Here is a 14156-nt window from a genome sequence, read left to right on the forward strand (position 1 = left end):
GGAGGGCTTCCAGAAGGGCCCGCCGTTCCGCAGACATCTCCTCACGGTTTCTGCGTTGAACCGTGACCCACGTCCCGATGTTCAACTTGCCCTCCACATGCCGTTGTGGGGCACGGGCGTGCCCGACACGTTCAGCGAACATCGTGAGAGCGTCGTAATTCTGCTGCCAGACGTCCTGAACTACGTCCCACAACCAGCCCGGCAGAGCTTCGAGTTCACGGATACGTGCTTCGGGCAAATTTCCTCGGCGATATGCCCCGCGCTGGACGGCAACCCAGCTGCGGAGGTTGTACGCGCCGACGATGTAGGGGAACGGCACGTTGGCATGACCATGTTCGGCGACGAATTTGTTCATCAAGCCCATCCAGACCTCCCACCTCTCCGACAGGAAATCCCACGACCAGCCCGGTAGTGTCTCCAGTCTGGCTCGCCGGTCGTCGCTCAGCGTTCCCTTTGAGTACATACCGCGCTGCACACTCGCCCACTGTCCGAGCGCGAACCCCTCGATGACAAAGTCGACGGGAACCTGTGCCGCGCCATTCGCAGCGGCGTACCTGGCAAGCAACCCATACCAGTACTCCCATTTCGCGCTGGTCTTCTCGACCAGGCGAACGTCAAATGCACGGGCGAAACTCGCACTGACCCGCGGCGATACATCGAGATGGATCTTGTCCGGAAGCTTTGCGCGACCGCCCATCCTGCCGAGTTCGAAGCGGGCGTTGTCGACTTGCTCGGCTAGCTCGTCATCGTGGACCCGGAGCGCATTGATGACATCCCACACTGGTTTGAAGGAGGAATGGTTGAGCGCCGTCTCCGGGTCGGTCTCGGTGTCGATGAATACCGGAATAACGATTGTTCCGATGGTTTTGTCTTCTGCCAATCGGATCGCCCTGCCGACAGCCTGCACGATGTCCACCTCACTTCGGCGAGGGTCGATGAACGCAACACCGTCGAGTGTCGGGACATCGACCCCCTCGGAGAGGCATCGAGCGTTGGCCAACAGCCCGCGTTCGCCGTTCTCAAGTTGCCGCAGCCGTCGGAGGCGAACATGGCGTTCACCGGCGGTCATCTCTCCAGAGGCGTGTCCGGTCCACAACGTGCCCTTCGGTCGCTGGCGGGCTGGCATCCACTCGATGACCTCCGGCATCTCGGAAGCGAACGCGCGGGCGCGGGCGACGCGGGAATGAAAGCTGATAATCCTCCGGAGGTCGTACTTCCGCATCGCCTTGGCCAGCCCAATCTGGCTTGCCAGAGTCCGTGCGTCGGTGGCTTTGCCCTCGCGCATGATCAAGGTGCCCTTTTCCACCCACTCGAGGTACGTCGCGTTGTCTACACCGACAATGGCGACCTGGTAGTCGGTGAGAAGTTTCCGGCTGATGGCCTCGCCGAAACTCAGTCGGTGGAACACCTCACCGAATCTGGTCGGATCGTCCATCGACGCAACCTCCAGTTCCGCGTCCTGTGCGGCCTTTCGAACGCGACCGGTGTAATAGCGCGGCGTTGCGGTCATGAACAGGCGGCGGTGCGCCTTGATAGCGTCAGCTTCGAGAACCGTTGCAAAAACAGTGGACTCGTCACCGGCGACCCGGTGTGCCTCGTCAGCGACCACCAGCTCGAACGCGGGCAGCCGTCCGAGTGTGAAAGCTGCGGCGATCTGCGGAGACGATTGGTAGGTCGAGAAGACCACCCGAGGTCCCGACCGTCGACGCAGAAACGCCGCAATATCGGCAGGTTCGGTTGTGACAGGCACGCCCAACTCGCTTATGTGAGTGACAGCTTCGTCGGCGTGCTCGGCAACGGTATCGTCGGAGCAGACCGGCAGAGACTCGAACGGCGTCTTGGCGTTCACCCTCCAGATATGCATCGTCTGCTTGAGCAGTGACAGCGAGGGCAGCAGGACAAGGGTCCGCTTGGCATCGAGTTCTTCCTTGATGAACAAGGAAGTGAGGGTCTTCCCGGTGCCGCAAGCCATGATGAGCTGCCCACGGTCAGCGGTCCGGAAGCCTTCGACGACGTTGCGTATGGCTTCACGCTGGTAGTCACGTGGCTCAGCCGACTTCGGCAGCGGCGACGGACGGAGGTCCGTCGGCTCGCTCGGCCAGTCGACCTCCGATGTCCGCAGGTCACTCAAACCCACAAAGCTGACATGCTTTTCTTGGTCATTGATCGTTCGCCGCGCGATGTGGTGCAGTTTGTCGGTAGTAGCAATCAGCAGCCGAAAGGAGAAGATCGCACGCGATGACTCGGCGAGAAACTTGTTCACGTCGTTCTTGGTTACCGCGTTATCCGTAGCGTAGGCCTTGGCCTGGATGGCCCAGAACTTCCCGCTGCGATCTTCGGCAACCAGGTCAATGCCAGCGTCGGCAGCCCAGCGGCCCGGCCAGTCATCCCACAACCACACCCGTCGTAGCGTGGCCATATAGGTAGGGTCATTGGTCAAGAACCACTTGCAGAGATGCTCGAACTGCTTGCCTCGCAGGACAGGATCGACATCCAAGTGATCAACGAGTTCATCAAAGCTCCCCATGCATCGGACACTAGATCAACCGTCCGACACAAGATGAGCGATCCTCGAACCTTTCAGTGCGACTGACCATCGTCATCACCGACACACCAGCTAGGGGCTGCTGCATGCGGTGTCATGCGTTTGCCTCCCAGTCGGGCTATGAGGAGTGTGTAACCGACATCTCACCCCCGAGAGTTGCGCGACCTCTTCGCGGCGCAGGCCGGGTGTGCGGCGGCGGGGGCCGGGGGGCAGGCCGACATCGCCCGGGGTGATCTTGGCGCGGCGCGATTTCAGGAAGTAGTGAAAACCCTTGCCGCGCTCGCTCTCGCGATTGTTCGTGGGCCTGGGCTTGTCGTGCAGGGTGATCTTGTCCGAGGGTGAGCACGATGGTTTCGCCCGGAGGTCGGTCACGTGGTCGGCGGCATGGCTCCCGCCACCGCGGTCGTCACCCGGATCAGCTCGTCGCACAGCTCGGTTTGGGATCGATCCTCGGTCAACGAGGCCTCAAAGGTGAGCGTTTGGCCGCCTGCATCAGGAAGATTCGCTTCTTGGGTCACCTCGAACGCCAGGACGCACCAGCTGTCGGAATCGGCCCAGTTCACCTGTACCGCGTGGCGATCGCCGATGGTCACCGGCTTTGGACGCACATAGTTGGAGCTCTGATAGACCGACCATTCGAACGGTGCATCCTGGTGGAACACCCGGAGTCGATACCATCCGCCGCGCCACATGCACATCGCACTGTCGGCCTGTTTATCGCCGCGGAATTGCGACCTCACATCGAGTCCTGCGACGGTCAGGGTGTCCTCCGGGATCTCACAGGGATCCCACACCCCACCGGAAGCCTTCGTGGGTGTGGTCGTGGGTGTACTGGTGCTGCTGGTCAACGAGGGCTGGGTGAGAATTGCTGTCGGGAGTGCTGACGGAGCTTGTCGGGCAAGAGCTTTCGCGATCGCTTGAGTACCGTTGTGCAAATCTGCTCGCAGTTCCGGCGAGTCGATGACGGGGAATGTCTCGGGGCGTCCGGGCCAGTCCTTGCCCCACGTCTCGACAGTCACGATCAGATTGTTGATGGCGAATTTCACGCTGACCCGCGGCGGATCGCCCCTATTCTCCTTGACCCAGGTGATCGCGTTCTCGCCGATGCCGGCGATGGGTGTAGTTCGCGGGGGGTTGGGGAGAGTCGATCCGGGGACATAGTCCACCAGGTTTTTTGGGGTCTCGTTTGCACTGATGGGATACAGGGACAGGAAGTATGAGATCGAAACGTTTCGCCACATCGGCGTCCGGTGCACCTTTGTGGGTTCACGCAGAACCGAGCCACCGAACTTCATCGCACAGGTCAGATGCTGACTGGTGTCCGTGACTCGACGGTTGGTGTCCTGCGATTCTGCGACGGAACTGTACGCCTCGCCTGCGAACGCCTTGATTTCCTGTTCGGCGGGTTGCAACGCTTCGGAGCAGCGCGCGGGTAGCTCAGAGAATCCCGCTTTGTACTGCACCATGGCGTCCTGCGAACAACCGGCCACGCCGACCACCAGGAGCAGGGCGAGCGATGCGGACACCGAGCGACCGTGACGAATACCCATGAGTGAAGACCCTCCCCGAACGGCCGCCCGCTGCGCGCCGAGGTGTTCGAGTGTGTCCGGAGGGCCAGAGCCTGTCAAACCGGTCGCGAGTCCCAAATCCGTGATATCTCTGTATTTGTCAGGCGGCATCGGCCGGTTTTCGAAGAGCGGCGACAGGCGGCCGCCGCGACACCCTGGCCTCGACCCCCGCGATCATCTAGACCTCGGTGTCGGGGTCGATGTGTGCGGCGACTGCACTCAGATCGAGGTGACACCGTAGCGTCCCGCTAGAGCGACGAATGGTGCAACGAGTTGGTGTGGGTTGCTGCGCAACAGCAGGGTGGCTCGCTGGCTGCTCTCGTCAGCACTCCCGAATAGTTGGGTGTTGAGACGTACCGCGACCTGCGCGCCACCAGCCCCGTACCCAACTCGTCCTAAGCGGACGTTCTTGTGCCGCAGTCGATCTCGCTGCGAGCGGGCACACTGCGGATCGGATGTCCCGATAGCGTGACGGGATGTCCTCAGAGCAAAGCCTGGGAGAATGTGGCGTGGCCGATCGAATCGGGGTAGTGAGTACTCTTCCTCCAGATAACGAGGGTCGCCGCCTGCTCCTCGATGACGGCCGAACCGAACACATCGAGCCGGACCTGACCGATGACCAGATCAAAGCCCACTTCGACCTGGACCGCGTGGCCCACGCGCCCAAGATTCGCTTCTGTGAAGGTCTCCTCCTGGACGGCCCACTCGCAGGAACGCGCAACTACTCGGTCAACGAACTCGGAAGCCGTGCCACCTACTACCTGCCTCGTCCACCCGATGGCGATTTCCCCAGACCGCCGCCCCAACCCGGACTCGTCTACGAGGTCGTGGTACTCGGCGCCGACAGCAAGCCTGCAGAACTCCGCTACGTCACCGATCTAACCCGGACCGGTTGACGGCAAGTCGAAGTTCCAGCGCCCGCTCGCCCGTGTCGGTACTGATAACGCTGTGGTAGTCGATTGCCTTTCGGACTCAGGGCACGCCAATCGGGGACTCGCCAAACTCACCTGCGCCAGTCCTGCCCCTGACACCGCACACCGAACTCGGCACGAGCGCGTACTCCAACGGCCCAAGATAGTCTCAGGAAGAGTGAGCGCTGTGACCGCTTCGAACCGCGCGTCTCGCGGCAGATGCGGACGTCGACGCGCCTGGCTCAGATGATCGGCGGCAGGTGGTCGGTAGGAACGAGGATGTCCAGATACACGTCGAAAACGAAAGGTACGTGGTCAGGGCCGCCGGTCAACCAGTCCGCAGTCTTGACCGTGGCCAGGTCGTCGTTGATGTCCTCGACTAGGCACTGAATGCTTGTCGGGCATGGATAGGGCGATGTTGGAAGTAGCTCCCCCACACCGAAGTAGGCACTCTTGCCGACCAGCTGATGAGGACGACCATGTGCGTCTACCAATTCGACTAACACGATTCCTGGTTGCGGATCGTCGGCAAGCCAACAGACGGCGATGGCAGGCAATACGCATCCATCGCCCCTACTCGAGATCGATACCACCGCAAGACCTTATCTGGCCCAGAGTCTGTGCGCCCCGCAACTGTCAGCACTCCTCGAATACCGGATCTGGCACAAACTCCGTGATTGACCACCCCGAGATGCACAGTGGCGCTTGATAGTTGATCATGTGGCTGGTGTTCTGATCTTGGACCGATGGGCGTCCTGTTCCCGCACCTCGACGGCCTGGCGATCAGGGTGGTTCGAGTCGTTGGGTCCACGGTGCGTATCGAGGCGGCGACCCGCGATGAACCAGCCGCCTGCCCGGGTTGCGCGACACGGTCACGACGAGTCCACAGCCGCTACAGTCGACGACTGGCGGACACCTCGCTGCGCCGCGGCCACCGCTACGGCACCATCCTGTTCGCCATGCAGACCAGGCACCCTATCGACGTACTCACCGACCGCACTGCCGCCACGTTGGCGGCATGGTTGCAGGCACATCCCGGTGTCGAAATCATCTGCCGTGACCTGCTGGTGCATGGCGGGAGAATATGAATACCATCACTGCGGTGCGGCGTTTATTGAAGGGCAGAGGCGAGGACCGGACGTCGACGGTGATCGCGGCGGCAGAGGCCGGGGATGTGGTCGAGTTGACTCGGCTGCTGGATATGTGGCCCGATCTGGTCGATGCCAGAGGATGGATGGATGCCACCCCGTTGATCGTGGCGACGTGGCAGGCAGATTCGTTTGCCGCAGTACAGCTTCTGCTGGGCCGTGGCGCGGATCCCTTGGCGACGCGAGTGAACGGGGGCAACGCCCTGCACTTCGCGACCAGCGGCCCGATCGCCGAACTGCTCGCCGAGGCAGCCGGACAGCAGGGACTGGCAGCGCGATATCTGTTCGAATCGACACCGCTGCATGTCGCTGTGAAGAAGAACCGGCGCGATGTCGTCGCTGCTTTCCTGACCGCGGGGGCTGATCCTGCGCTGACGGCCACTCGGGCCGCCGACGGCAATCGAGTCACCCCCTTGGACCTGACAGACAACCCCGAGATAGCCCTACTGTTGATCCTCGCCGACGCACCGGTTCAGACACCGCAACCACACACTCCGCTCCACCGAGCCTGCGCACTAGCTGGCGATCTGTCGTGGGCCGAGGTTGCCGAACTCTTGCTCGAACGCGGCGCAGATCCGGTATCGCGTGACGAATTCGGCGACACCGCGATCGACCTCCTCAGTCCCGACGCGCCAGAGTCGTTGCGAGCCAGAATGATCGACATCCTGCATACCGCGAACCGGACGCTCGAGCTCGGCTTTCATAACGTCGTGGTCGGCACGCACCACGGATTGGTGATCCACCCCTCGTTACCGGAAGCGTTGAGCAGTATGTACTCCGGCGCCTACCTGGTGCACTGGCAATTGGCACCCGATCTCGAGCCGGTACGGATCATCAAAGTCCCCGGACGTCAGAAGATCCGTGGGCCCTACGGATCGACGAAAGGCATGCGGACGGCCTTTCTCGCTGACGAATCGGTGCTGTTGCGTGACTGGCGTGACCTCGACATCGTCGATGTACTGCCCGCTGAACTGCGTCCTCGGCGAGTGCAGGGACACGCGGCGTGGTCGCCGGATGGCCGGCTGCTTGCCCTCACTGGCGGTGAGGAGTTGGTGGTCGTTGATACCGAACACGGTCTGCGGCACGATGCCGACGACGACGAGATCATGTTGGGTGATTGGAGTATCACACCGCAGTTCTCTCCGGACGGGCGTCGTCTTGCCGTCGGTAACTGCATGCAGGGGGCAGCGTGGCTGAGTTTGATCGACGTCTCGGCAAATGGTGCCCTCTCCCACCGCTACGAACGCGAGGACCTGCCACGGACTGACCACTCCAACCTGGTTGGGTCAGTAGTGTTCAGTCCGGACGGGCACCGATTCGCCGCCTGGATCCGGCCGGACCATGGACAAAATCGACCGTATGGCTACCGCGGTCTGGTCGTGGTCGTAGACACAGCGACCGGCGACCCGGTGTGGCATCTCCGCATCGACAACGACGTAGCCGGCGTTCACGGCGAGATGTGGTGGGCGTCGCTGTGCTTCGCTGCCGGTGGCAGTTGGGTCGCGGTCGGTCTCGATACCGGCGTGCTCTGGTTGAATGCTGAGACAGGCGCACCTGCAACCCAACTCACGTCGATTGGCGCGGTGCACGCCCTGGCGAGCGCTGCCCACACCGGCGTTGTGGCGGCGACCGAGCGGGGTGTACACCGCGTTCCACCTCCACCTCGATAACCTCTGACACCGATGCGAGTGCTCTGACTTGATCCGGTCCCGAAGGCCCGGTAGCCGGGCCACAAGTTGACGCGGTGCAAGCTGTTGCTCCAACGGTGCTTGGCTATCGACCCTCCGCAACGTCGATCCCGCTGCCGCCCTCAGCGACACATGCAGGCTGTCGCCGATTCCTGATGCTGCTTCAACCGCACATCGCATTGGTTGACGATCGCTCTCCGGCGCAGCCCTGAAGGAGTGTGTAACCGACATCTCACCCCTGCGAGCGGGGCCGACTCTGCACTCTTAAGGCTCGGAGCAGCCCGTCAGCGGCACGTCAGTGTGTTCGGCCGCTGTCGATTCGTCCAGGTTGCCGCGTCGCCAAAGCCAGCTGGTAGAAACACAGTCGATGACAACCCAGAACACCATCCTCAGCGCGTCGACCACTGCAGCGGCACAGGCCCTTGAGTTAATCCCCCGGAACGACCGTTGGTGGGCGTTCGAACGGAACCTTTGCGACATGTTTGCCCAGAATCATCCTTGGGCCGAAGCCGATGGACACCTCCATGATCCTCGACTGCGCCTACGGGTCGCCCATGCACGCGTGCTACGCGAGGAAGATATAGCAGGACAGTATCTTTCGGCGGAGCAACCATCAGATTGCGCGCCCGGGGAAGCTGAATGCTGGTTGGTTCCACTGCGACTGCAGTCCTGGGAAGCGAAGAACTGGGATACCGAACATCTCTGGCGCTACCACGAGAAACACAGCGGCAGCAACGGCCAGGCCTTCCAGTTCCCGCCCGAGCGTCTGGCGTTCCCGATGCTCGTGCACCCCAAAGAACGCCAGGGCCAGCCTGCCGATACCTCGGACTTCGGCCTGATGGAAACACAGCGGACGATCATCAATCAGATTACCGTCGTCCGCGGCACAGCTGAGGAAGCCATTGCCCACCAGCTCACGATCAACGACTGGGAACAACCGGAAGAACCGGCACAAGCAGCGATGGTCGACTTCTCCGAGGCCTACCCCGCGTTGCTCTGTCTGCTGGGCGGCGAGGGCGCCTTCAGACGCGCTTCTGAATCCGAAGGGCGCCTGAGGCTTTGGCGACTCCTCTACTTGATGGCGGGGTCGACCGATGTCGACGACATCAATGACTTCGTTGCTCGAATCCGTTGCATGACCTGGCGGGACTGGAGCGACGACATCTGGTACATGCACCTGGCCGTCGAAGACCCCGCCCAGCGCACCGCCTGGGTACTGGACGGTCAGGACTTCGACTGATGCGGCCGCACGCCGAAGTTGAACTGCAACAGAGGTTCTCACGCTCAACTCGCCATGATAGTGCGGAGGTCGGCAGTAGATAGCCTGGCTCCGTCGATCTTCAGGTGGTCACGCTGGCCGCTTTGGTCAGCGCGGCATGCGGCAGAAGAGTTCGTTCGTCCTGGGTCGACATGGTCAGTCGGTCGAAAAGAAGGGGGTGTCCGGGACGTACCAGCTGTCATCTCGTCCCTGACGGCTCGCCCAGTCCTCGTGCTCGAATTCCAGTTTCTCCACCAGGGTGGTGAGATCGTCGACGAAGTCTTGATCGATCTTGTCGATGACCGCTCGATAGGCATCGGCGCCAGCTTTCGCTCGTGACAGTGCCAGGTGGCCGACTGCGGGGTATCCCTCCAGTGAACCCGATATGTGGAAGGGGATTTCGGTCGGAGGACCGGCGAACAGGAACCCGAACGTACACAGTTCCTCGGGCACACCACAGCGTTCGAGTTCCTTGTCCAGCTCGAAGAAGTACGCGATGGGGTTGCGGAAGTATCCGACCTCGGCGGGATCGGAACCGTTGCGGGCATATACCTATGGTCGCAAGGCACACCGACAAGAGCGGGCACTGGGGTACTTGCTCATCGGCAGATGCGGACGTTCGTGACCGCGCGCCCAGCAGCATTACCGCGCACTTGTACTGACTAAAGTCAATGCTGATCAGTGTGCTCTAAAACGTCTTACGCTGATGAGGGTGCATTGGGGCGGCGGCCAAAGCGCGGGCGGAAAGAAGTCGCCCGGCGGCCTGCAGCCCAGCACCGCAGACAACCGCGAGTCAGGACCAACCCGCCACAGGCGCAGCTCGGCACAACAGCTGCGCGCCTTCCTCGACTCGCCCCTGACGAATCATCAATCTCGCCATCACATCGATGTTGTTACCGAGACGAAAACCTGGTGCCACCACCGCAATCGCCTCGTCGAGCCGCCCGACTGAGACTAGCAAGTCGGATAGATACGCCGCACCCTCCGGTTCCCCGACTTCCGGACGAACCCGCAACTCCTCGATCGCCTGCCCGGTGCGGCCGCAGCTGCCGAGCAGCCCGGCGTGCTCGACCAGTAGCTCCCACGTCATGCCGCCCGCCATGACGGCGCAATCATCGATTAGCGCCAAGGCTTCGTCCGGACTCCCAAGGTCGAGAAGCAGCGCCCAAAAGAACTGCAGGGAAACAACATCCAAAGGATCCACAGCCTTACGCAGCTCTACCAGCCCCTCGCCGATCCGGCCGGCACGAAGCAGCAACTGCCCCAGTGCCGCGTGTGGATGATATGCCGCATGACAATTCTCGGGGTCGGGCATCGCACGGATAGCCGAAGCCAGTCGATCCACGTCGACACCTTCGGGGAGGTGCTCGACCACATGGCAGATTTCTCCAGCATCGGCGCGTCCGGCCAGCAGTTCACCCAACTCCTCGTAACGCTCATGACGGATCAGCACCGCGATCAACTGTTCAATGATGTTGCTGGAAGACAGATCCTCGCTCAGCAGCGCGACAGCCTCATCAACCAGTCCTTGCCGCTCGAGTACCACCGCCAACAGCTCGACGTGCAAGACAATTCCGTCGAACCCCGCACCGGGCCGCCGAAGTCGGTCGATGGCCTCGAGTAGCAACCGGGTGACTTCTTCGTTGCGACCCAAACCCACACTGATCTCAACCAGCGCCCGCACATGAACCCAGTCATCGACACCAGGTCGCAGCAGATCGAATGCCTCACCGGCGCGCCCGACCTCGGCCAGCAGCCTCGCCGAATACTCGATGGCGTCGCGATCACCGCTCACGACCTTGGAACGACACAGCGCAAGAGCCTCGTCCGTGCGACTGCAGTCGGCCAATATCGTGGCGACGGCCTTTATCGCTGTCCACCAGCCGGTCTGGGCGAACGGCCGCAACACCTCGATCGCCGCGTCGTGCTGACCGTTCAGGTGTTGCACGGCCGCCAGACCGTGTGCGCAGAACCAATCGCCTTGCCCGGCCCGCCGCGTGACCTCCTCGAGTTGCCCGAGCTCGATCAGCAGCGACACATCCCACTCGTGCAACCACCCGTCATACCAACGTCGACGCCGATCCAACTCGGCTGCATCCTTCACCTTCGGAACGGTATCGGTCACGTCCAGTGATGCAAGCTGAGCTACTTCCCGGAGCTATACGGACCGCCGGCTGCGCGGGTCGCGGCATGAGCGGATGTACGTGCAGGTGTAATTCCGGTGTCGGAGTGTGGATCTAACATCAACGTCGAGCGAGGCGCAGGTCTCGGTGACGAGAGATCAAAAACGTGACGGCAGACCACCAGCACACGATGCGTGCAAAAATCGAGCTGCTCCTGCAGCGAGACGCCGAAGAGGAACTCGATCGCAGACAAGAAGAAGACGACGAGTTCTCCGAGATCTACGACGACGGGCGATTGCGCTTGCCCGCGGGAGTGGAACTACCCGAAGAACTACCAGCGGGACTTCGTGTGCTCTACGCCCTCACCGCTCATCCGCAATTCGGTGACCTGCGGTTCGGCTCACACCACGACTTCCGGCCCCAGCGTCTGATCGACTTCGCAGGCAAGGTCATCGATGCTGGCAACACACTGACTATCGGGCGGGTAAGGGAGCAATCGATCGTGCTCGACCTCGATACTGAAGCCGTGTTCATTTTCGACTTCTTGTACTTCCGCCACGGTTTGGACAGCGGCTTCGTTCTGCGATGTGACAGCGTCGCGGAGTTCATCAGCACTGTCGCGTTGGGGCCGCGGTACCCGTATATCCACGGTCCGCACGAAACCTGGCGAGAGCCATGGTGGTTGACCGATCCCTGGTACATCTACCTTAAAGAGCTCGGCTTCGCATAAGACCGCCATCGGGCTCACACGGGTTCAGTCACCAACTCGGGTCGGACCCCGCATCCTCGGGGAACGCACTCAATTCGGCATTCAGGACGCCTATACCGACTTGGTAGTGATTCGATCGAAGACCGATCGGCGGACGGGAGGGGGCTGTTGCAGGAGAGGAGACATCGTCGTCTCGTACAGGAAGCGGGCATTGAAGGAGTGTGTAGCGAACATCTCACCCCGGTGAGCGGGGCCGACTCTGAACTCCTAAGGCCCGGAGCAGCCCGCGCGATCAGCGGCATGAGCGTGCGTTGCGTTGGTCAGGGCGCGAGCCGGTGAACTCGTGCTCACTTTCGGTCCATTAGTGTCACGTTCGTGGGTGGCGAGAGCCGTTACGAGGCATACGAAGCGGACCTATGGGAACGACTGGCCAGGTTGCTGCCGTCGGCCGTAGCCGGCGAGAACTTTCGCGACTGCCGGGCGACCGGCAGTCAGGAAGCCGGACTATGGATCCTGATCCGACAGTTGATCGAGCACCGAGTGCCTATTAGCGACCGAACGCGCGCCGAGATCGAAGTGCTGGCCGAGCAATGGGGCGAGCGGCTGGCACGGCACGACGAAATCGTCTCGTGTGAACAAGATTCCGATGTCGAACCCTCGATCCGATTGCTGCCCGATGAGTCTTCGTCGCCGGTCGATCCAGGCCGACTCGGCATCACGGACTCCAACCTGACGGGCCTGCTTGTTGTTCCATGGCTCGAATGCCTGCGATGTGGGCGGGTGTTGGACCGTGTTCACGTCATGGAACCGTGGGGCGATCTGCGGTATCTGGCTGACTACTACACTGTCCGGCGTCACACCGCGCCGGACGTGGAACCTGAAGTCTTCGACGGGTCCGACCTGCACAGCGCCTTCGAATTGCTGTTGACCTGTACGTGAACGCACAACGCCCTCAATTCGGCATTTCAGGATGCTTATACCAACTTGGTGGTGGCAGGCGTGGTCGAAGACTGATCTGGGGACATCCGTCCGCGCCGGACCCCGTGTCCCGGGTCCGCGGACCGGCGGTGCCGGTTCGACCACTGCCTAACCGATCAGCCACGATCCGCGCTCTCGCCGCGCCGAATCATCGTGCTGCTGTAGGGAGAGGTGACATCGTCGTCTCCCTCCCCGTGTGTGGGCATTTAAGGAGTGTGTAACCGACATCTCACCCCAGCCAACATCGCGACTTCCTCGCGCCGCAGACCGGGCGTACGCCGACGACCCGCCGCGGGCAGCCCGACATCTCCTGGCCGGTACCGTTCCCGCCGCGACCGCAGGAAATCGCGCAACTCTTCGCGCCGCCGGGTCGATGCCGCACTGACCATGAAACCAAGGTAACAACCTGGAATCGGAAGGGTTCATGGGCAACGAGGGCAATACCGTCGACCGCTGGTACAGCCGAGCAGCGATCGTGGTGTCACCGCGCCGCTGATCGCCCCGTGGTTTCTCGGCCGTGTGGATCAGCCGCACGGCCGAGCAGGCCCGAATCCGGCGCTACCCCACCGAGCCTCCACTATTGGCCCTTCAACGCTCGATCGGCACGGTTGACGAAGGTCGCGGTAGTGAAAGTACCGATGGCGAGAACGACCATCAGAATCTTCGCGGGCCAAGGCCCTTCGATGATGGCGCCCACCGCTCCCAGCAGGACGAGGCCGCCCATGGTGACCAGCATCGTGGTCGCCCTGGTCGTTCCGGCGATCTCGCCACGCAGAATCCGCCGCGACGCCGTGAGCAGGCTGAGGGCGGGAATCCCGGGCAACAGCGCGACCACGCAGACGACGATCAGGTATTCAGGATTGACCAGCCCGGACACCACCAGTCCGACAGAGCAGGCCACAAGCGCGATACCCAGCGCGATTCCGGCGGATCCGGCAAGGCGGGTCAATCGCCGAACCGCGGGCTCGTTCGCGTAGGGCGACTGCACGCCCGGCTGCATCGCATCGATCTGAGACATTCGAAAACCCCCGTGTGACAGTTGAAATGGCGGGCGAGGACGGCCTTCTGCATCTCATGCCGACTGCCCGAATACCCCCGCCCGTACGCTACCGCCCACTATCTCCCGCGAACAACCCAACAGCGAATACATTGTCCGTCGCGCCGCCGGGTAGATGCCGCGCTGACCATGAAACCAAGGTAACAACCGTGGGGAGTCGGGGTGCCGCTC

12 protein-coding genes and 2 pseudogenes are annotated in these 14156 nt (G+C 62.1%); 6 read left to right on the plus strand and 8 right to left on the minus strand.

Annotated features, from left to right (window positions below; all coding sequences use genetic code 11):
• The 3 genes and pseudogenes from ACFWF2_RS17495 to ACFWF2_RS17505 form a co-directional block, all read right to left on the minus strand.
• Nucleotides 1-2527, minus strand: a 2527-nt coding sequence (locus ACFWF2_RS17495; protein WP_379308461.1) for a Helicase associated domain protein, incomplete at its 3' end; no start/stop codon positions are given.
• 144 nt (nucleotides 2528-2671) lie between these two features.
• Nucleotides 2672-2800 (minus strand): annotated as a pseudogene (locus tag ACFWF2_RS17500) (transcriptional regulator); the annotation flags it as partial.
• A 113-nt stretch (nucleotides 2801-2913) separates the two neighbouring features.
• Nucleotides 2914-4071: a DUF3558 family protein gene (locus tag ACFWF2_RS17505; RefSeq protein WP_379308462.1), complete on the minus strand. Its 1158-nt coding sequence runs from the start codon at nucleotides 4069-4071 to the stop codon at nucleotides 2914-2916.
• Nucleotides 4072-4622: 551 nt separating this feature from the next.
• Between ACFWF2_RS17505 and ACFWF2_RS17510 the strand changes: the two genes are divergently transcribed.
• Nucleotides 4623-5009 (plus strand): hypothetical protein, encoded by a 387-nt coding sequence (locus ACFWF2_RS17510; protein ID WP_379308463.1) that lies wholly within the window; start codon nucleotides 4623-4625, stop codon nucleotides 5007-5009.
• A gap of 257 nt (nucleotides 5010-5266) precedes the next feature.
• Here ACFWF2_RS17510 and ACFWF2_RS17515 read toward each other — a convergent pair whose 3' ends face one another.
• Entirely contained in the window at nucleotides 5267-5581 is a 315-nt protein-coding gene (locus tag ACFWF2_RS17515; RefSeq protein WP_379308464.1) for a hypothetical protein, read from the minus strand.
• 189 nt (nucleotides 5582-5770) lie between these two features.
• Here ACFWF2_RS17515 and ACFWF2_RS17520 point away from each other — a divergent pair, with 189 nt between their 5' ends.
• The 3 genes from ACFWF2_RS17520 (at nucleotide 5771) to ACFWF2_RS17530 (ending at nucleotide 9100) form a co-directional block, all read left to right on the plus strand.
• Nucleotides 5771-6112 (plus strand): hypothetical protein, encoded by a 342-nt coding sequence (locus tag ACFWF2_RS17520; RefSeq protein WP_379308508.1) that lies wholly within the window; start codon nucleotides 5771-5773, stop codon nucleotides 6110-6112.
• A complete protein-coding gene (locus ACFWF2_RS17525; protein ID WP_379308465.1) occupies nucleotides 6109-7842 on the plus strand; it encodes an ankyrin repeat domain-containing protein in 1734 nt (577 codons plus the stop codon). Before ACFWF2_RS17520 ends, ACFWF2_RS17525 begins: the two co-directional genes overlap by 4 nt.
• 385 nt (nucleotides 7843-8227) lie before the next feature.
• Complete coding sequence (locus tag ACFWF2_RS17530; protein WP_379308466.1) at nucleotides 8228-9100, plus strand: hypothetical protein; 873 nt, start codon at nucleotides 8228-8230, stop codon at nucleotides 9098-9100.
• 174 nt (nucleotides 9101-9274) lie between these two features.
• Here ACFWF2_RS17530 and ACFWF2_RS17535 read toward each other — a convergent pair whose 3' ends face one another.
• Both ACFWF2_RS17535 and ACFWF2_RS17540 read right to left on the minus strand, forming a co-directional pair.
• Complete coding sequence (locus tag ACFWF2_RS17535) at nucleotides 9275-9571, minus strand: hypothetical protein (RefSeq protein ID WP_379308467.1); 297 nt, start codon at nucleotides 9569-9571, stop codon at nucleotides 9275-9277.
• A gap of 340 nt (nucleotides 9572-9911) precedes the next feature.
• The gene (locus ACFWF2_RS17540) at nucleotides 9912-11243 is read right to left on the minus strand and encodes a hypothetical protein (protein ID WP_379308468.1); all 1332 of its coding nucleotides are present in this window, start codon (nucleotides 11241-11243) and stop codon (nucleotides 9912-9914) included.
• 164 nt (nucleotides 11244-11407) lie between these two features.
• Here ACFWF2_RS17540 and ACFWF2_RS17545 point away from each other — a divergent pair, with 164 nt between their 5' ends.
• Together ACFWF2_RS17545 and ACFWF2_RS17550 are read left to right on the plus strand one after the other, a co-directional pair.
• Nucleotides 11408-11971 (plus strand): hypothetical protein, encoded by a 564-nt coding sequence (locus ACFWF2_RS17545; protein WP_379308469.1) that lies wholly within the window; start codon nucleotides 11408-11410, stop codon nucleotides 11969-11971.
• A 354-nt stretch (nucleotides 11972-12325) separates the two neighbouring features.
• Entirely contained in the window at nucleotides 12326-12889 is a 564-nt protein-coding gene (locus tag ACFWF2_RS17550; RefSeq protein ID WP_379308470.1) for a hypothetical protein, read from the plus strand.
• Between the two features lie 251 nt (nucleotides 12890-13140).
• On the opposite strand, the pseudogene ACFWF2_RS17555 reads toward ACFWF2_RS17550, so the two are convergent.
• Both ACFWF2_RS17555 and ACFWF2_RS17560 read right to left on the minus strand, forming a co-directional pair.
• Nucleotides 13141-13317, minus strand: a pseudogene (locus ACFWF2_RS17555) (transcriptional regulator); the annotation flags it as partial.
• Nucleotides 13318-13505: 188 nt separating this feature from the next.
• Nucleotides 13506-13946, minus strand: coding sequence for a hypothetical protein (locus tag ACFWF2_RS17560; protein ID WP_379308471.1), 441 nt, complete (start codon nucleotides 13944-13946; stop codon nucleotides 13506-13508).
• Nucleotides 13947-14156: the final 210 nt, after the last annotated feature.

This window comes from Nocardia sp. NPDC060259 (genome assembly GCF_042728775.1).
Lineage (GTDB): Bacteria > Actinomycetota > Actinomycetes > Mycobacteriales > Mycobacteriaceae > Nocardia.